This window comes from Hoeflea sp. (genome assembly GCF_984452065.1).
The window spans coordinates 1-17,894 of the sequence record NZ_CFHWAF010000057.1; the positions used below are offsets into that span (position 1 = coordinate 1).

Below are 17,894 nucleotides of genomic sequence, written 5' to 3' on the forward strand. Positions count from 1 at the left end.
ACATCGCGCTGCGCGACGCGCCTTGCCGAGTGAACCGATTTTCCGCCATCAAATGTTTCCATTTAAACAAGACACGCTCTAGGAACCCGTGCCGCCGGCGCCCGGCCGGCTGAACCCGAACGGCTCCAGCACGCCGTCTTCGGCTTGCGAAACAAAATAATCGTAAAAGGCCCGCGCATCCTCATCTGCTCGAACAGTCAGCGCCAGCGGATAGACGATCGGCGCATGCAGATCGTTTGGAAACTTGAAGACAACCTCCACATCGTCGCGCATGGCCGCATCGCTGCGGTAAACAAGGGCGAACGCGACCTCACCACGCGCCGCGAGCGCAAGGGCGACACGGACATTTTCTCCGAAGGCCGCTCGCGACTGAAGCTTTTCCCACAAATCAAGCGTTTCAAGCGCCTGCCGTGCATAAATGCCGGCGGGAACATGCGAAGGATCGCCCATGGCAAAGCGCCGCCCGCTCAAGAGATCGGCCGATCCGATCTTGTCGGCGGCTGTGCTGCCGTCGCGCGCGACCGCGACCAGCTCATTGCCGGCAACACTCCTGCGGCTTTCCGCATCGATCAGTCCGCGCTCTTCCAGATAGTCCATCCACGCGACATTGGCCGCGAGATAAAGATCGGCCGGCGCACCGGCCTCGATCTGCCTTGCCAAGGCGCCCGAACCGGCAAAGGACACCGCGACCGGTTTGCCGGTTTCCGCTTCATAGGCGCTGGCGACGGATTCAACCGCATCTTTCATGCTGGCGGCGGCGAAGACGAGCGTGCGATCACTTGCCTTCGCAGATGCAAGTGCCGCGACGAGCGCAAAAACCACAACCGTCGATAATCGGAGCATGAAGCGTCCCCGTGCCGTTCAGTCAGGCGACATTAGAACAAGACACCGCCAAATTGAACTGGCACGGTGCGGCGGATCGACCTCTATGCGGCCAACCGTCAATCAGCGTTAACGCGCCCGGTCGAACGCAACCGGCCTAACGCGGCGCGGCCGCCACCGTCGCCTCGATGTGGTCGACCAGCGCATCCGGCAGCTTCAGCCGGCCGGCGAGCATGTCGAGATAACCGCGCTCGGCACGGGTATCCGGATTGATCGCAAGCCGTGAAGCCGTGTAGAGCTCGACCCGTTGTTCCTCTGTGCGGGCTGCGGCGACAATGTCGTCGAGGTCGGTCGGCTCCTCCAGCTCCCGGTTGATGAACGCCCGTGCATCGTCTTCGAGGCCCGAAACGGAAAGCCGGTCGGCGATGCGGGCCCGTTCCTCGTCGTCGACATGTCCATCGGCCCGTGCTGCAGCGATCATTGCCCGCATCAGCGCAAAGGCGAAATCATCGTCCACCGCGCTCGCCCGGGTGTCGAATCCGGACCTTTCGGCTTCCGGCACCACATCCGTTTCGATCAGCGGTGTCGTATCTTCGCCCGGCGCCTTTCCCGCCTTGTAATTCTTGTAGGCCTGATATCCCAGCCCGGCGACCACGGCGAGACCCCCGATCTTCAGAGCGGATCCGGTCAGCGAACGGCCGCCCTTCGTTCCAAGCAGGAGCGCCGCAATCGCGCCGGTCGCCATCGGGTTGTCCTTGGCCAGCTGAACGGCCTGCCCGGCCTTGCCGCGAACCGTGCCTTCGGTTCCGGGAACCTTCGAGCCGAGAAACTGATCGAGAAGCGTCTTGGGATCGAACATGAAAACAGGCCTTTCTGAGCGGTTCGGTGTCTTATGAGATAGGTGTGGCCCGAGGGTGTTTCAAACCCGGAGCGTGCTGTTTCGAAGCGGCGAAACGGGTTCGATCATGCCGCCGTCAGCGCCTTCGCCCTGGCTGCAATTCCGGTCACCGCGGCCCAGTCGCCGGCGTCCACGAGCGCCTTCGGCGCAACCCATGATCCGCCGACGCAGATCACATTGGGCAACGACAGATAGTCCATCGCCGTCTGCGCGGTGATGCCGCCGGTGGGACAGAAACTGATCCCGCCAAGCGGCGATGCGAGCGATTTGAGATAGGCCGCGCCGCCGGCCTGCTCCGCCGGAAAGAACTTCATCACCGCATAGCCTTCCTCACGCAGCGCCATCACCTCGCTCGGCGTAGCAGCGCCCGGAAGCATCGGCACATCGGACCGGGCCGCCGCATCGAGCAGTTCCTGAGTGGTGCCCGGACTGACGATAAAACGCGAGCCCGCGCGCACCGCGGCCTCGTACTGCCGCGCATTGAGCACGGTTCCGGCTCCCACTTCGGCGCCGTCGACTTCATCGGCAACCGCCTTGATGGCGTCGAGCGCCGCATCGGTGCGCAAGGTGATTTCGATCGCCTTCAGGCCGCCATCGACCAATGCCCGCGCAAGCGGAATGGCGGTTGCGACCCGGTCCACCATGAGGACCGGTACGACCGGTTGCAGTTGCAGGATCGACAGCAGCGCTTCAGTCTTCTTGCCCATTTCGCACCATAAATAGAAGAAACATGGCGACCGATTACCCCGCACCGGCCTCTAAGTCCACATCCAGGCCGCCGATAAGCGCGGTCGCCGACAATATTGCACCCTGCGCTCCGAGGCTGTATGCGACGGATATGACGAAACACGTCGCACAGGCCGGCGCAACCGGTTCGGGCTTCCTGGTTGCCGCGCTCTATCATTTTACGCCGCTTGCCCGTTACCGCGAGTTGCAGCCCCGGATACAGGCGGTCTGCGAGGAAAACGACGTCCGTGGAACGCTGCTCCTGGCCCGTGAAGGCATCAACGGGACCATTGCCGGCAGCGATGCCGGCATATCCGCGGCCCTGACGTTCCTGCGCTCCATTCCGGAATTCTCCGACCTCGAACACAAGGAAAGCCGGGCGGCGAGGATGCCGTTCTTGCGCATGAAGGTGCGGCTCAAGAAAGAGATCGTGACCATGGGCGTCGAAGGTATCGACCCGCTGGAGAGCGTCGGAACCTATGTCGATCCGAAGGACTGGAATGAACTGATCAGCGATCCGGACACCATCGTCATCGACACGCGCAATGGCTACGAGACCGCCATCGGGACCTTCCGCGGCGCCGTCGATCCCAGCACGACGACTTTTCGCGAGTTTCCGGACTGGGTCCGCAACCATGCGGGCCTGCACAACAAGCCGAAAATCGCCATGTACTGCACGGGCGGCATCCGCTGCGAGAAGGCAACCGCCTTCATGAAGGCGGAAGGCTTCGAGGACGTGTTCCATCTCAAGGGCGGCATACTGAAATATCTTGAGGAGGTGCCCGAGGATGAGAGCCTTTGGGACGGCGCCTGTTTCGTATTCGACGAGCGTGTTTCGGTCACCCATGGCCTGAAGCAGGGCGATCATGTCCTGTGCCGCGCCTGCCGCCATCCCCTCACCCCGGCCGAGGCGAGAGATCCCGCCTATGAGAACGGCGTGTCGTGCCCCCACTGCATCGATCAGCGCAGCGACAACGACCGCGAACGCTTTCGTGAGCGACAAAAACAGATGACGCTCGCCAAAAAGCGCGGCCAGACCCATATGGGCAGGTAATACACGCCGTTGAACGAGCCTGTTGCGGTCCCAGCAACAGATTTCACGTGCACGGGCTTGTTTCTTGCACCGTAAATTGTTGATAACCTGATACTGCCCGTCCATTTTACCTGGGCTTGCAACATCAGCCTGTTGATGACGATCGAAAAACTTGACAAAAACAATCGAATTTTATAGAATGATTCTAAATTTCAGGCGCGCCCTTGCATGATCGTCAGGATGGAAAAAAATGCGTGTCACAAAACAAACCAACTACGCCGTGCGGATGCTGATGTATTGCGCGGCGGATTCCAATGAGCTGAGCCGTGTTCCCGAGATCGCCAGAGCCTACGGTGTCTCGGAGCTGTTTCTGTTCAAGATACTCAAGCCCCTGGTCAAGTCAGGCATTGTCGAGACCGTCCGCGGCCGCAATGGCGGCATCAAGCTTGGGCGCCCGGCCGAAGACATTACGCTGTTTGATGTCATCAGGGTCACCGAGGACAGCTTCGCGATGGCCGAATGTTTCGAAAACGATGCAACCGAATGTCCGCTGGTGGACAGTTGCGCGCTGAATTCAGCCTGGCGGGAGGCGCTGAACGCGTTTCTTGACGTCCTGTCGAAATACACGATTGCCGATTTGTCCGCCGCCCGCTTCGATATCGGCAGCCGTCTGGGCCTGGGCAGTCCGCCGGCGCAAGCCCATATCTCGTAACACTCCTCACAGATAGGCGAGCGGATCGACACCCAGGAGCGTGCCGTGAAACCGCAGCATCGCTGAAAACAGGACGATACCGGCCGCCGCCTCCACGACGGACCGCAACGAAACCGCCTTGCGCAAACGGTTTGCGAGCGGGCCGTCGCGCACCGCCATGGCCGACATATAGGCGTCGGGCCCCAAGCGCCGGGCGGCGCGTTTTTCCAGGACCAGCCGGCTGACGATGCAAAGAAGAGCAAAACCTGCGAACATCGTCAGCGCCACGACATCGCCATTCACCGGACAGTGGGCAAGAGCCCACAGAAAAAATGCCCACAGGATCGGATGACGTGTCAGGGCGAGAATGCCGGGGTGCTCGCGGTCGATCGGCCCGGATCGAAACGAGATGGACACAGGATTGGCCCGTAGCGCCCCGCAGGCAAGCAGGACGGCGGCCAGTGCGTTGAGCGCCATGGACAGGACGACCAGCGGCCGGGTTGTCGGCCACAGGCCGATATGGGGGGCGTTGGCGGCGGCGGCGATCAACCAGAAGCAAGACGAGAACAAACTCGGTCATCGGCGAAACCACCTCCGGACCGGATCATAACCGCCGCAGGGCCTCGGCAAAGCCCCGTGCGGTGCGGCCAAAGACCTCACATTTCCTTCAGGCACTCAATGCAGGTTTCCCGGATCGCCTTGAGCTCGCCGAGCGTGTCCTCGATCAGCACACGCTTCTTTTCAAGGTCGGCAATGGCCTTGGTCGATTCGCTGACGACATATTCGAGCTGCGATTTCTGTCCTTCCCCGTGCTCGCCGTAGAGATCGAGGAAATGGCGTATCTGCGCCAGTGTCGAGCCAATGGCCTTGGCGCGCAGGATCAGCGCCAGGCGCGCACGGTCGCGCCGTGTATAGACCCGGGCCCCATTCACCCGCGCCGGGTGAATGAGGTCTTTGTTCTCGTAAAACCGAATGGTCCGGGTGGTGATGCCGAACTCCTCGGCGAGATCCGCGATTCCGAAGAGTTCACGGCCTTCCGAACGTCCCGGCCTCACGGCAGCCGTTTCGGCTGCCCGCGCGCCATCCTCTTCACGAATGCCGTTCACCGGTCACAGCACCTGCCCGAGCTTCATGGCAACGCTCATGTCGCCTTCGATCTGCAGCTTGCCCTGCATGAATGCGCCGGTCGGATCGAGCTCGCCTGCAACGATGGACTGCAGGTCTTCAAGGCTGATGCCGATCGTGCAGTCGGCTTCCTGATCCTGCGTGCTGACCGTCTGGTTGTCGACAACGAGCACCCCGTCATCGCCGCAATTGAACTTCACGACACTATCGAACGATCCGGCGGCAACGCGATCCTTTATCGATTCCGCGATCTCAGCAACACTCATTTTCATGCTCCTTGGCTTTGGTGGGTTGCCGCCAGATATACGCGGTGAGAAAGCTTGCTGCAACGAGTTTTCGCAAAGATGAATCAATTGACCTATAGGTAAAGAAGTGAAATGATCCGTACCGACAGCGGAACCCGGACCCGCACAAGCGCCGGACCGGCGGCACGGATTTCGGGAGGAGGCGCCCATGCAGCTTACGCAAGAACACGATCAACTGCGCAGCACGGTTGAGAAATTCATCGAAACGGACATCAACCCCCATGTCGACGAGTGGGAGGCTGCGGAGCAGTTTCCAGCCCATGAGGTCTTTGCAAAACTCGGGAAACTCGGCCTCCTCGGCATCAAATACGACCCTGAATGCGGCGGCCTCGGGCTGGATTTTTCCTATTCGATGGTCATGGCGGAGGCTCTGGGCAACATCAATTGCGGCGGCGTCCCGATGGCGATCGGCGTGCAGACGGACATGTGCACCCCGGCGCTGAACCGGTTTGGCGCCGACGAGCTCAAACGGGAATGGCTGACGCCGTCGATTGCCGGTGAGCTGGTCGGCTGCATCGGCGTTTCCGAAGCCGGCGGCGGATCGGATGTGGCGGCCATCCGAACGACGGCCACGGTCGACGGCGACGACTATGTCATCAACGGCTCGAAGATGTGGATCACCAATGGCATGCAGGCCGATTGGTGCTGCCTGCTCGCCAACACCGGCGAGGGACCGGTGCACAAGAACAAGTCTCTCATCATGGTGCCGCTCGATGCAAAGGGTGTCGAGCGGCAGAAAATCCACAAGATCGGAATGCACTCCTCGGATACCGCGCAGTTGTTCCTCGACGGGGTTCGTGTTCCGAGGCGAAATCTCGTCGGACAGGAAGGCATGGGCTTTACCATGCAGATGCTGCAGTTCCAGGAGGAGAGGCTCTGGGTCGCCGCATCGAGCCTTGTGTCCCTTGACCGGCTGATCGACCAGACGATCGAATACACACGCGAACGCAAGACCTTCGGCCGCCCTGTACTCGACAACCAGGCGGTTCATTTCAGACTGTCGGAGCTGCGCACGGAAATCGAGGCGCTGCGCGCGCTCACCTGGCGCGCGATAGAGGATTATGTGAACGGCAAGGACGCCACGCGGCTGGCCTCCATGGCCAAGCTGAAAAGCGGCCGGCTCTACCGTGAGGTGGCCGATTCCTGCCTGCAATACTGGGGCGGCATGGGCTTTACCGCCGACAATCCGGTCAGCCGCGCCTATCGCGACGGCCGGCTGGGCTCGATCGGCGGCGGAGCCGACGAGATCATGCTCGGTATCATCTGCAAGCTGGAAGGCACGCTGCCCGCCGGCGGATAGCCCCGGAAACGCGCACGATGCGACCTAATCCGCCTTCGCATCCGCCGCAGCGCCGGGGTGTTTGAGATAGGCCCTGATCATGGAGATCGCCTCATCCAAAAGGGCGCCGCTGTCCACGCCATCGGATGTCTGCATCAGATCGAATACCGATGTGACCGCCTCGGAGATGACCCTTGCGCGCAAGCGCTGGTCGCCGGGATAATCCGGATCGGCCCGCTCCAGAAACATCTGGATCCGCTCGCTCGCCCTGTCGAGGCTCTCGCGGCCCATTTCCGCCAGCGCGGGTGACGCGCGCATGGCGCCGCGCACCGCCGCCGCGCCGCGCTGGCCTTCCAGCAGCGTCGCAAGGTCACGCAGCGATTCGGCAAAATTATCGGCCCAATGCCCCTCCCGGGCAAGCAGGTCCTCGAGCTGTCTTGTCCGCACCTTGTTGCGCTCGTCGAAGATACGGTTGTTCAGTTCCAGAATGACATGGTGCTTGTTCGGAAAGTAACTGTAGACGGCGGCTACATTGATTTTCGCCCGGTCGGCTATCTTCTGCATCGTGACGCCGGAAAACCCGGCTTCCTCAAGCAGCTCCGTCGCCACCTCCAGAATGAGACCGACCGTCTTCCTGGAGCGCTCCTGCTTGGGCATCCTGCGCCCCGGAACCATCAGAGGATTCGATTCCTGTGACTTCTTGACTGCCATTCGTTCCCCGGAGATTTTGGCCGCATATTATCAGGACCGGCACCGGGCAGCAAAAAAAGAAACATTTGATTACATATTCGTAAATGTGATGGACAAGGCCTGCGTCGGCGTGACCGCTCACCCCGGAAAAATCGATAAGAAATTGTAAAAATAAAGAATTTTCACGAAATCCAACGCTCAAGGCCGGAAGAATTTTCAACAAATTCGCCCGCCGGATGATACCAGGCCTTTACCGTTCAGGCGTAAAACCCCGAGCCCGAAGGTTGACGGAGCCAGATGACGTCAAACGCGGACAAATGAAAACGCCTCGTCCCTTGCTCTTCGAACGCGGTTATTGATAACGTGCCGATTAGAGCGACTCTAAAGAGCATGCGGGTCTGAACTCTGTCCGGATATGGCGCCCGGCTGCCCCTGGCGGGCAGGCACCGGACGTCATTCAAATATCAGGTTTTGCAAGGAACCGGTTCGGACCGCTGCCGCGCCCGCGCAAAAGCGGGCGCCAAACCGGGAGGAAAATGAGCATCAGATGGTGGAGGTGCACTACTCGCCATTCCTTGTCGGTGCGTCGATACTCGTCGCCATCATGGCGGCATTCACCTGCCTGCGACTGACCGACGGCCTTCGCACTCTTCCGGTGCCGCGCCGAAAGGTGCGCATTGCACAGGCCTCGATTGCGCTTGGCGGCGGCATCTGGTCGATGCATTTCATCGGCATGCTCGCCGTCACTCTGCCGTTTTTCGTCACCTACGACCCGCTGCTGACGCTCAGTTCCGCCCTGATCGCGATCCTCATCACCGGTTGCGGACTTCTGCTTCTGCATTTCGGCGAACGGACCAATCTGCGCATCCTGATATCGGGCAGCCTCACCGGCATCGGCATCGCATCCATGCACTACACCGGGATGGCCGCCATCTCCTCCAACTGTATCGTGACCTACAGCGCCCTCGGCATCGCCCTTTCGGTCGTGATCGCGATTGCCTCTTCGACACTGGCCATGTGGCTTGCCTATTCGACGCGTTCGCTCTTGCGCACGGTCGTCGGCGCCGTCGTCCTCGGACTGTCGATTTCGGCGATGCACTATGCCGCGATGCTGGGCACGTCCTTCGCCCAGGCCGCCGATTTTGTCGCCGAACCGATCCCGGCCCTTGACCCGCAGGTGCTGGCCATATCGGTCAGCCTCAGCGCATTTGTCATTTGCGGGCTGTTTCTGCTGCTCGCCGTTCCCATGGAGGATGCCGCCGAAAACGCTGTGACGGCTGCACCGAACGATGCCGAAACCGCTCAGCCCGGAACGGAAAAGCGCCAGCCGGCCCGGGCAAAGAACGTCCCGCTCAGCCGCGCGGGCCAAATGATCTCGCCGGCCAAAAACAGCATTCCCTATGAAAAGGAAGGCACGGTCCGCTTCATGGACACCGACCGTATTCTGGCGATCGAGAGCGACGGCCATTACACCAAGATCCGCACCGACGGGGATGCTCTGTTCTGTCCCTGGTCGCTGTCTAAGGTGGAAAAGAGCCAGCTTGCCGGCCGTTTTCTGAAGACCCACCGCCGCTACCTGGTGAACCCGGCGCATATAAACGGTCTGAAGAAGGTCGGCGACCAGTTGTTCTGCTATGTCGGCGAGGCGGCGAAGCTGGAGGTGCCCGTCAGCCGCTCCCGCGCCAAGGATCTGCGCAACAGGCTTGGCGTTTAGAACAAGTCCGCTTCCGCATGCCGTTCGTGCAGAATAAGGACCGTTGGTGCAAAATGCCGTTCGTTGGTGCAGTGCCGATTCTCTCATAAGCCTCCCGTGTCCAGACTGTCTTCCCAGACCATCGCGGATTTTGGGAGGAACGCAATGATACCGGGCTCATTCGACTATCATCGGCCGAACAGCATCGACGAGGCCGTCGAGCTGTTATCCGATCACGGCGGTGACGCGCTGATCCTCGCCGGCGGCCACAGCCTCATTCCGATGATGAAGCTGCGCATGGCGACACCTGAACATCTGATCGATATCCAGGGCATCGACGAACTCTCCGGGATCCGGATCAGCGCGGACCGCATCGAGATCGGCGCGGCGGTGACCCAGGCCGACCTCATAGCGTCCGACGCGCTGGCGGATGCATGCCCCGTCCTGCGTGAGACATCGCTGCAGATCGCCGATCCCCAGATCCGCAATGTCGGCACGATCGGCGGCAATGTCGCCAATGGCGACCCCGGTAACGACATGCCGGCCATCATGCAGTTGCTCGATGCCGAATACGTCCTGCGCGGCAAGGACGGCAGCCGCACGGTCAAGGCGCGCGATTTTTATGAAGCTGCCTATTTCACCGCCCGTGACGAGGCGGAGATCCTGACATCGGTTCACATTGCGCCGCCGCCCGCCGGCCACGGCTACAGCTATCAGAAGCAAAAACGCAAGATCGGCGACTACGCGACCGCGGCCGCGGGCGTGATCCTGACGATGTCGGGCGGCAAATGCGCCAGTGCGTCGGTCGCGCTGACCAACGTCGCCGACACGCCGCTCTGGGCCGAAGCCGCGGCCGAGGCGCTTGTCGGAACGGGGCTCGACACCGCGGCGATTTCTGCTGCCGTCGATGCCGCCAAATCGATCACCGACCCGGCGTCCGACGGACGCGGACCGGCAGAATACCGCACGCACGTTGCCGGCATCATGGTGCAGCGCGCCATCGAAACCGCCAGGGAACGCGCTGCCTGAGCGGCGGCGCCAACAATACCGGAGGAATTCATGTCGAAGACCCATGTCAAGATGACCGTCAACGGAAAGGCGGTCGAGGCGCTGGCCGAACCGCGCACGCTTCTCATCCATTTCCTGCGCGAGGAGCTGGACCTGACCGGACCCCATATCGGCTGCGACACCAGCCATTGCGGCGCCTGCACGGTCGACATCGACGGCAAATCGGTCAAATCCTGCACCGTTTTTGTCGGTCAGGCGCAAGGCGCGGACGTCACCACCATCGAAGGCATAGCGCAGCCGGACGGCACGCTGCACGCCGTGCAGGAGGCGTTCCGCCAGCATCACGGCCTGCAATGCGGCTTCTGCACGCCGGGCATGATCACCCGCGCCTGGCGGCTTCTGCAGGAAAATCCGAAGCCGACCGAAGAGGAAATCCGCTACGGCATCAGCGGCAATCTGTGCCGCTGCACCGGCTATCAGAACATCGTCAAGGCTATCCAGGCCGCCGCCGACGAACTGGCGGTGAAGGAGGCAGCAGAATGAACGTCCAGACACCCCCCACCGATGCCGAACGCGTCGAAAAACTCCAGGGCCTCGGCTCCTCCCGCAAGCGCGTCGAGGATGCGCGCTTCACCCAGGGCAAGGGCAATTATGTGGATGACATAAAGCTGCCCGGCATGCTGTTCGCAGATTTTGTCCGCTCGCCATACGGCCATGCCCGCATCAAGTCCATCAACAAGGACGCGGCCCTGGAACTGCCGGGCGTCGTCGCCGTCCTGACCGCCGAGGATCTGAAGCCTCTCAACCTGCACTATATGCCGACCCTTGCGGGCGACGTTCAGGCCGTCCTCGCCGACGAGAAGGTGCTCTTCCAGAACCAGGAAGTGGCCTTCGTGGTGGCGGAAGACCGCTATATCGCGGCGGACGCCACCGAACTCGTCGAAGTCGACTATGAAGAACTCCCCCCGCTGGTCGACGCGTTCAAGGCGATGGACGACGACGCGCCCCTGCTGCGCGAGGACATCAAGGACAAGATGGAAGGCGCGCACGGACCGCGCAAACATCACAACCACATCTTTTACTGGGAGGAAGGCGACGAGGCCGGCGCGAACAAGGCGCTGGCCGATGCCGAGGTGACGGTCGAGGAACTGATCACCTATCAGCGGGTCCATCCCTGCCCGCTGGAGACCTGCGGATGCGTCGCCTCGATGGACAAGATCAACGGCAAGCTCACGCTGTGGGGCACGTTCCAGGCGCCGCATGCGGTGCGCACCGTCGCCTCGCTCATTATGAATATCCCGGAGCACAATATCCGCATCGTCTCGCCCGATATCGGCGGCGGTTTCGGCAACAAGGTCGGCGTCTATCCCGGATATATCTGTTCGGCGGTGGCATCCATCGTCACCGGTGTTCCGATCAAATGGGTCGAGGACCGGATCGAGAACCTCACATCCACCGCCTTCGCACGCGACTATCACATGACCGGAAAACTGGCGGCGAAGAAAGACGGAACGATCACCGGGCTGCACTGCCACGTGCTCGCCGACCATGGCGCTTTCGATGCCTGCGCCGACCCGACCAAGTTCCCGGCCGGTTTCTTTCACATCTGCACCGGTTCCTACGATATTCCGGTCGCCTATGTCGGCGTCGACGGCGTCTACACCAACAAGGCGCCGGGCGGCGTTGCCTATCGCTGCTCCTTCCGCGTGACCGAAGCGGCCTATATGATCGAGCGCATGATCGACATTCTGGCCCACAAGCTCGACATGGATCCGGTTGAGCTCAGAATGAAGAACTTCATCGGCAAGGATCAGTTCCCTTACACGTCCGCACTCGGCTGGGAATATGACAGCGGCGACTATCACACGGCGATGGAAAAAGCGCTTGAAGCCGTCGACTACAAGGCCCTGAGAGCGGAGCAGGCGGAAAACCGCGCCGCGTTCGAACGCGGCGAGACCCGGAAGCTGATGGGCATCGGCATTGCCCATTTCACCGAGATCGTCGGCGCGGGCCCGGTCAAGAACTGCGATATCCTCGGTCTTGGCATGTTCGACAGTTGCGAGATCCGCATCCACCCGACCGGATCGGCCATCGCCCGTCTCGGTACGATCAGCCAGGGTCAGGGCCACGCGACCACCTTCGCGCAGATCCTTGCCACCGAGATCGGCATACCCGCCGAGGACATCACCCTTGAGGAGGGCGACACGGACACCGCGCCCTACGGCCTCGGCACATACGGTTCGCGGTCGACGCCGGTCGCCGGCGCGGCCACCGCCATGGCCGGCCGCAAGATCCGCGCCAAGGCGCAGATGATCGCCGCCTATCTCCTCGAGGTTCATGAGGGCGATCTCGAATGGGACATTGACCGTTTCCAGGTGAAGGGCAATCCTGAGGCGCACAAGACGATGAAGGAGATCGCCTTTGCCTCCTACAACCAGGCGATCCCGGGACTGGAGCCGGGCCTGGAAGCCGTATCCTATTACGACCCGCCCAACATGACCTATCCGTTCGGGGCCTATATCTGCGTCGTTGACGTTGACGTCGACACGGGCGTGACCGATGTCCGCAGCTTCTACGCCCTCGACGATTGCGGCACCCGCATCAACCCGATGATCATCGAAGGCCAGGTCCATGGCGGCCTGACCGAGGCGCTGGCCATCGCCATGGGTCAGGACATCTCCTATGACGAGATCGGCAATGTGCAGGGCGGCAGCCTGATGGACTTCTACCTGCCGACGGCGGTTGAAACGCCGTTCTGGCAGACGGACCACACGACGACGCCGAGCCCGCACCATCCCATCGGTGCGAAGGGCGTCGGAGAAAGCCCCAATGTCGGTGGCGTACCCGCCTTCTCCAACGCGATCAACGACGCCTTCGCCCATAAGGGCCTGACGCATACCCAGATGCCGCACGATCATTGGCGCGTCTGGAAAACGGCTCAGAAACTGGGACTGACCGGTTAAGCCGGCGCCATGCCGCCTGATATTGAAACCGGGCGGCATGGCGACAGATATTACGTAACTGCTGAGATCCGTTGATGACGACTTCGACCGATATCGCACCCCGGCTGGCATCTGCCGGCTACGTCGCAGACGACACGCTCGCAACGGCATTGGAACTGACCCTGTCGCTGCAGCGCCCGCTCCTGCTTGAGGGCGAGGCCGGGGTCGGCAAGACGGAGACCGCCAAGGCGCTTGCGCGCGCGCTCGATACGAAGCTCATCCGCCTGCAATGTTATGAAGGCCTTGATGCCAGCGCGACGATCTACGAGTGGAACTACCAGAAACAGCTCCTGGCGATAAGGGCCCGGGAACATGACGGCCAGACGGCCGATGCCATCGAAAAGCACATCTTTTCCGAGGACTTTCTGCTGCGCCGCCCCTTGCTTGAGGCCATCTGCCAGCCAAAGAGCCCGGTGCTTTTGATCGATGAAATCGACCGGGCCGATGAGGAGTTCGAGGCTTATCTGCTCGAAATCCTCTCCGACTTCCAGATCACGATCCCCGAACTCGGCACCATTCCGGCAAAAAGCCGACCCTTCGTGATCCTGACATCCAACGGAACGCGGGAGCTGTCGGACGCCCTGCGCCGGCGCTGCCTCTATTCCTATGTCGAATTTGCCGATCATGCCCGGGAACTGGCGATTCTCAAGGCGCGCATGCCCGACATCGAGGAAAAACTGGCCCAATCCGTCATCGGTTTCGTGCAGCAACTGCGCAAGGAAGACCTTGAGAAGAAACCGGGCATCGCCGAAACGCTCGACTGGGCAGCGGCCCTGTGCGGGCTCGGCGTCAAATCGCTGCAGGACGATATCGCGAAGGTCACCGAGACCATGATCTGCCTGCTGAAAACCGAGACCGACATCAAATCGGTTCCGAAGGAAACGGTCTCGCGGCTGGCCGGGAAGGCGGCGTGATGGCGGCCGCAGCCGAACAGACCGCAGCCACACGGCTCACCGACCGCATCGTCGGTTTCATCGATCATCTGCGCGCCAACGGCTTTACCGTCGGCATTGAGGAGTGCGGGCGCATTGCCGCCTATCTGGCAGCGCGGCAATTGACCCGGATGGCGCAGATGAGGCTGGAGTTGAAAACCCTGCTGACAGGCAGCAAGGAAGAATGGCTGCGCTTCGACGATCTGTTCGAGGCCTATTGGCTGCCGTCGGGCAAGGTGCGTACAAATCAGAAACGCACAACCTCGCCGCATGTGAAGAACCCGCTGCGCCAGACGCCGATGTGGCGCGATCATCTGACCGATGAGCACCGCGGCGACAGCGAAGCCCCGCAGATTGAGAGCGACACGCAAGACGATGCATCCGGTGATGCCTCCGGCCGCCTCGTTTCGGCGAAGCGGTCCGTCGACCGCAAGGCGGATTTGAAACATATCGCCGATCCCGATGAGATCAGGCAAGCCGAACGGCTGGCATTGCAACTGGCACAGGCCATGCGGTACCGCCTTTCAAGACGTCACCGCATGGCGCGCAAGGGCTGGCGTATCGATCTGCGGCGCACCATCCGCCATGCCCTGCCGCGCGGCGGCGAGCCGATTGAACTGTTCCGGCGCGCCACGCCCGACCGGCCGGTGCACATCATCGTCTTCCTCGACGTCTCCGGTTCGATGAAACACTACAGCCGGTTTTTCCTCCAGTTCGTCAAGGGACTGGTCTGCTCCTGGATGCATTCGGACGCCTTTGTCTTCCATACCCGCCTGATCCGCGTGACCGAGGCCGTGCGCGACCGCAATTCGGCGCGGGCCATGACCCGGCTGGCGCTGATGGCGGAAGGCTTCGGCGGCGGCACGCGGCTCGGTGAGAGCCTCGCCACCTTCAACCGCACCTATGCCCGCCGCCTGACCAATTCCCGAACGGTGGCGATCATTCTCAGCGACGGCTACGACACCGGCAGTCCGGATCAACTTGCCGAAGAACTCGCCCGCCTGAAGAAACACGTTCCGCGCCTCATCTGGCTCAACCCGCTGCTTGGCTGGCGCAACTATGCGCCGGTCACCGCCGCCATGCGGGCTGCCCGGCCCCATATCGATCATTTCGCGGCGGCCAATTCGCTTGAAAGCCTGGCGGCGATCGAGCCGGAACTGGCACGGCTCTAGCGAGAACGCCATGAAACTCTCCGAAAACACGCTCGATCTGATTGAACGGCTCCGCAGCAGCGGACAGAGTTTCTGCGTCGCAACCATCGTGCGCACCAAGGATGCCACCTCGGCGAAGCCCGGCGCAAAGGCCGTGATCACGGGGGACGGCGAACTGCATGGTTTCCTCGGCGGCAATTGCGTCAGCGGCGCTGTCCGGAAGGAAGCATTGCTGGCTCTCGACACGCAGCAACCCAAGATGATCCGCATCAAGCCGAAGGACGAGGTCGTCGCGCCGATCGATACGGACGGCACCACGCTGCACAAATCCTCCTGCCCCAGCGGCGGCACGGTCGAGATTTTTCTGGAACCCATGAAGGCCACGCGGCGCCTGATCATTTTGGGATCGTCTCCCATCGCCCGCACGCTGATCGCGATTGCCGGCGCCATCGGCTACCGCACCATCGTCGGCGCGCCGCAGGGCGAACCCGGCGACATGGCCGATGCCGATACGGTGTATGACGACTTCTCAAAGGCCGCGGCGCAGGCCGGACCGGCGGACGCCCTGATCCTCTCGACGCAGGGCCGCCGGGACCGCGACGCCCTCAAGGCGGCGCTGGCATCGGAGGCCGGCTATATCGGCATGGTGGCGAGCCGCCGCAAGTTTGCCTCGCTGATATCCGAACTGCCGCAAGGATCCGGACCGCGGATGCGCGCGGATGACATCCACGCGCCGGCGGGCCTTGATATCCAGGCGGTCGAGCCGGAGGAAATCGCCCTGTCCATCATGGGCGAGGTCATAGCGCTGAGGCGCAAGGGGCAACTGGACGACACCGCGCAAAATGTGCGGGAAGTGGCCGGTCAGGCATGAACCCGATGAACACCATAGATGTTGCCCTGCTCGCCGCCGGCCTGTCGAGGCGCATGGGCGATGAAAACAAGCTGCTTCTTCCCTTTGACGGCGTTCCGCTGGTCCGGCACACGGCAGCCACGATCCTGGCGTCCGGCTGCCGAACCCTGACCGCCGTGACCGGCCATGACGCCAGGGCTGTGCGGTACGCCCTGGACGGCATGAGGATCGATATCGTCTTCAATCCCGATTATGAGGCCGGACAGATGTCGTCGGTCACCTGCGGGCTGGACGCCCTTTCCGGCAAAACCGGACCGCCGGCGGCGGGTGTCATGATTGCCCTTGCCGACATGCCTTACCTCCAGGCGCAGGACTACCGCAGCCTCGCCGGGCTTTTTGCCGGCAGGGCCTCCCGGAAGATCATCGTCCCGCAGTTCCTCGGCGAGCGCGGCAATCCGGTGATCCTGCCGCAACGGCTCTGCGCGGATGCCGCGCGTGGCGGACTGCGCACCGGCTGCAGGCACCTCATCGACAACCGTCCCGCCGATGTGCATGCGGCGGAGATGAACAATTCCGCATTCGTCCGCGACATCGATACGGCGGCGGATTACGGCCGCGCGGTCGCCTTCCAACGCCCCGCCGCTCCCTGCTGCGGCTGAACCTCTCAAAAGTTACAAGGATACGCCCCATGGAAATGCACGACTCTCAACGCATCCGCGCGCCGCGCCAGGTCGTCTATGACGCGCTCAATGACGCCGAAGTCCTCAAGCAGTGCATTCCGGGCTGCGAAGAGCTCGAAATGATCTCCGAAACGGAGATGACCGCAACGGTCCTTTTGCGGGTCGGGCCGGTGAAAGCGCGCTTCAAGGGCACGGTTGAACTGTCCGATCTCAAACCGCCGGAAAGCTACACGATCAGCGGCGAGGGCAAGGGCGGCGTGGCAGGTTTTGCCAAGGGCGGCGCGACCGTGCAACTCACCGAGGACGGTGAGGACACAATCCTGAAATATGATGTCAACGCCGATATCGGCGGCAAACTCGCCCAGCTTGGCAGCCGGTTGATCGACTCGACCTCGAAAAAACTGGCCGGTCAGTTTTTCACCAATTTCGCCGCCGTCGTCGAGGAGGGCGCGCCGGCCTGATCGGCCGTTCCCTCACACGGGGATATAGGCCTGCGATTTGATCTCCTTGAGGATAAGGCTGGTCTTCACATGCGCTATGCCCGGCAGCTGGAACAAAAAATCCTCCAGCAGCTGGTTGTAGGCGGCCTGATCCTCGCAGATCACCCGCAGGTGATAATCGGCATCTCCCGTCGTCGCCAGACATTCCAGCACTTCCTCGCGCTGCGTAACGGCCGCAATGAAGTCCTGCAGGCGTCCGGTCTCGTGCCGCACCAATGAGACATAGACGATGGCCTGAAAGCCCAGCCCCGCCGAGGGGCCGTCGACAATTGCCGAATAGCGCCGGATAATGCCCGACTTTTCCAGCGCGTTGACCCGCCGCCAGCACACGGATGCGGACAGGCCCACCTTGTCGGCCAGCGCCTGGTTGGTGATCTGGCAGTCCTTCTGCAGTTCCCTGAGCAGCTGGCGATCGTGTTTGTCGAGCCGCATAAATCTCTCCGTTCATTTCAAAATTTGGCTGATTTCGGGATAATTTATCCGAAAAATCCCTGACATACAAATAAACT

Annotated in this window: 21 protein-coding genes; 13 read left to right on the top strand and 8 right to left on the bottom strand. The window is 61.8% G+C overall.

What is annotated here, in order from left to right; genetic code table 11:
• Positions 1 to 78 precede the first annotated feature (78 nt).
• The 3 genes from modA to AC5E6N_RS12550 all read right to left on the bottom strand — a co-directional run bounded on the left by modA (position 79) and on the right by AC5E6N_RS12550 (position 2,427).
• A complete protein-coding gene (modA, locus tag AC5E6N_RS12540; RefSeq protein ID WP_491748128.1) occupies positions 79 to 843 on the bottom strand; it encodes a molybdate ABC transporter substrate-binding protein in 765 nt (254 codons plus the stop codon).
• Between the two features lie 136 nt (positions 844 to 979).
• A complete protein-coding gene (locus AC5E6N_RS12545) occupies positions 980 to 1,681 on the bottom strand; it encodes a tellurite resistance TerB family protein (protein WP_491748129.1) in 702 nt (233 codons plus the stop codon).
• Between the two features lie 104 nt (positions 1,682 to 1,785).
• Entirely contained in the window at positions 1,786 to 2,427 is a 642-nt protein-coding gene (locus AC5E6N_RS12550) for a 2-dehydro-3-deoxy-phosphogluconate aldolase (protein ID WP_491748130.1), read from the bottom strand.
• A 131-nt stretch (positions 2,428 to 2,558) separates the two neighbouring features.
• Between AC5E6N_RS12550 and trhO the strand changes: the two genes are divergently transcribed.
• Together trhO and rirA are read left to right on the top strand one after the other, a co-directional pair.
• The gene (gene trhO / locus AC5E6N_RS12555; RefSeq protein WP_491748131.1) at positions 2,559 to 3,500 is read left to right on the top strand and encodes an oxygen-dependent tRNA uridine(34) hydroxylase TrhO; all 942 of its coding nucleotides are present in this window, start codon (positions 2,559 to 2,561) and stop codon (positions 3,498 to 3,500) included.
• Positions 3,501 to 3,729: 229 nt separating this feature from the next.
• Entirely contained in the window at positions 3,730 to 4,191 is a 462-nt protein-coding gene (rirA, locus tag AC5E6N_RS12560) for an iron-responsive transcriptional regulator RirA (RefSeq protein ID WP_491748132.1), read from the top strand.
• 6 nt (positions 4,192 to 4,197) lie between these two features.
• Here the strand turns inward: rirA and AC5E6N_RS12565 are convergent, their stop codons facing one another.
• From AC5E6N_RS12565 to AC5E6N_RS12575, 3 genes are all read right to left on the bottom strand, one after another.
• Positions 4,198 to 4,740 (bottom strand): NnrU family protein, encoded by a 543-nt coding sequence (locus AC5E6N_RS12565; protein WP_491748133.1) that lies wholly within the window; start codon positions 4,738 to 4,740, stop codon positions 4,198 to 4,200.
• 86 nt (positions 4,741 to 4,826) lie between these two features.
• The gene (locus AC5E6N_RS12570) at positions 4,827 to 5,276 is read right to left on the bottom strand and encodes a MerR family transcriptional regulator (RefSeq protein WP_491748134.1); all 450 of its coding nucleotides are present in this window, start codon (positions 5,274 to 5,276) and stop codon (positions 4,827 to 4,829) included.
• Between the two features lie 3 nt (positions 5,277 to 5,279).
• The gene (locus AC5E6N_RS12575) at positions 5,280 to 5,561 is read right to left on the bottom strand and encodes an SCP2 sterol-binding domain-containing protein (protein ID WP_491688638.1); all 282 of its coding nucleotides are present in this window, start codon (positions 5,559 to 5,561) and stop codon (positions 5,280 to 5,282) included.
• Between the two features lie 187 nt (positions 5,562 to 5,748).
• Between AC5E6N_RS12575 and AC5E6N_RS12580 the strand changes: the two genes are divergently transcribed.
• Entirely contained in the window at positions 5,749 to 6,900 is a 1,152-nt protein-coding gene (locus AC5E6N_RS12580; RefSeq protein ID WP_491748135.1) for an acyl-CoA dehydrogenase family protein, read from the top strand.
• A 24-nt stretch (positions 6,901 to 6,924) separates the two neighbouring features.
• Here AC5E6N_RS12580 and AC5E6N_RS12585 read toward each other — a convergent pair whose 3' ends face one another.
• The gene (locus tag AC5E6N_RS12585) at positions 6,925 to 7,536 is read right to left on the bottom strand and encodes a TetR/AcrR family transcriptional regulator (RefSeq protein ID WP_491748136.1); all 612 of its coding nucleotides are present in this window, start codon (positions 7,534 to 7,536) and stop codon (positions 6,925 to 6,927) included.
• On the opposite strand from AC5E6N_RS12585, the gene AC5E6N_RS12590 reads away from it, so the two are divergent.
• The 10 genes from AC5E6N_RS12590 to AC5E6N_RS12635 all read left to right on the top strand — a co-directional run bounded on the left by AC5E6N_RS12590 (position 7,529) and on the right by AC5E6N_RS12635 (position 17,346).
• On the top strand, positions 7,529 to 7,738 hold the full coding sequence (locus AC5E6N_RS12590) for a hypothetical protein (RefSeq protein ID WP_491748137.1): 210 nt from the start codon (positions 7,529 to 7,531) through the stop codon (positions 7,736 to 7,738). The two genes, AC5E6N_RS12585 and AC5E6N_RS12590, sit on opposite strands and share 8 nt — an antisense overlap.
• A 378-nt stretch (positions 7,739 to 8,116) precedes the next feature.
• On the top strand, positions 8,117 to 9,283 hold the full coding sequence (locus AC5E6N_RS12595; RefSeq protein WP_491748138.1) for an MHYT domain-containing protein: 1,167 nt from the start codon (positions 8,117 to 8,119) through the stop codon (positions 9,281 to 9,283).
• A 144-nt stretch (positions 9,284 to 9,427) separates the two neighbouring features.
• On the top strand, positions 9,428 to 10,291 hold the full coding sequence (locus AC5E6N_RS12600) for an FAD binding domain-containing protein (RefSeq protein WP_491748139.1): 864 nt from the start codon (positions 9,428 to 9,430) through the stop codon (positions 10,289 to 10,291).
• A 30-nt stretch (positions 10,292 to 10,321) separates the two neighbouring features.
• Positions 10,322 to 10,813, top strand: a complete 492-nt coding sequence (locus AC5E6N_RS12605; protein ID WP_491748140.1) for a (2Fe-2S)-binding protein — start codon at positions 10,322 to 10,324, stop codon at positions 10,811 to 10,813.
• On the top strand, positions 10,810 to 13,233 hold the full coding sequence (locus AC5E6N_RS12610; RefSeq protein WP_491748141.1) for an aerobic carbon-monoxide dehydrogenase large subunit: 2,424 nt from the start codon (positions 10,810 to 10,812) through the stop codon (positions 13,231 to 13,233). The genes AC5E6N_RS12605 and AC5E6N_RS12610 overlap by 4 nt, the downstream gene beginning before the upstream one ends.
• A 74-nt stretch (positions 13,234 to 13,307) precedes the next feature.
• Complete coding sequence (locus tag AC5E6N_RS12615; RefSeq protein WP_491748142.1) at positions 13,308 to 14,186, top strand: AAA family ATPase; 879 nt, start codon at positions 13,308 to 13,310, stop codon at positions 14,184 to 14,186.
• Positions 14,186 to 15,376: a vWA domain-containing protein gene (locus AC5E6N_RS12620; protein ID WP_491748151.1), complete on the top strand. Its 1,191-nt coding sequence runs from the start codon at positions 14,186 to 14,188 to the stop codon at positions 15,374 to 15,376. Before AC5E6N_RS12615 ends, AC5E6N_RS12620 begins: the two co-directional genes overlap by 1 nt.
• Before the next feature lie 10 nt (positions 15,377 to 15,386).
• Entirely contained in the window at positions 15,387 to 16,226 is an 840-nt protein-coding gene (locus tag AC5E6N_RS12625) for an XdhC family protein (protein ID WP_491748143.1), read from the top strand.
• A 5-nt stretch (positions 16,227 to 16,231) separates the two neighbouring features.
• A complete protein-coding gene (locus tag AC5E6N_RS12630) occupies positions 16,232 to 16,864 on the top strand; it encodes a nucleotidyltransferase family protein (protein WP_491748144.1) in 633 nt (210 codons plus the stop codon).
• A 29-nt stretch (positions 16,865 to 16,893) separates the two neighbouring features.
• The gene (locus AC5E6N_RS12635) at positions 16,894 to 17,346 is read left to right on the top strand and encodes an SRPBCC family protein (protein ID WP_491748145.1); all 453 of its coding nucleotides are present in this window, start codon (positions 16,894 to 16,896) and stop codon (positions 17,344 to 17,346) included.
• Positions 17,347 to 17,358: 12 nt separating this feature from the next.
• Here AC5E6N_RS12635 and AC5E6N_RS12640 read toward each other — a convergent pair whose 3' ends face one another.
• Positions 17,359 to 17,817, bottom strand: a complete 459-nt coding sequence (locus tag AC5E6N_RS12640; RefSeq protein WP_491748146.1) for an Lrp/AsnC family transcriptional regulator — start codon at positions 17,815 to 17,817, stop codon at positions 17,359 to 17,361.
• Between the last annotated feature and the right edge of the window lie 77 nt (positions 17,818 to 17,894).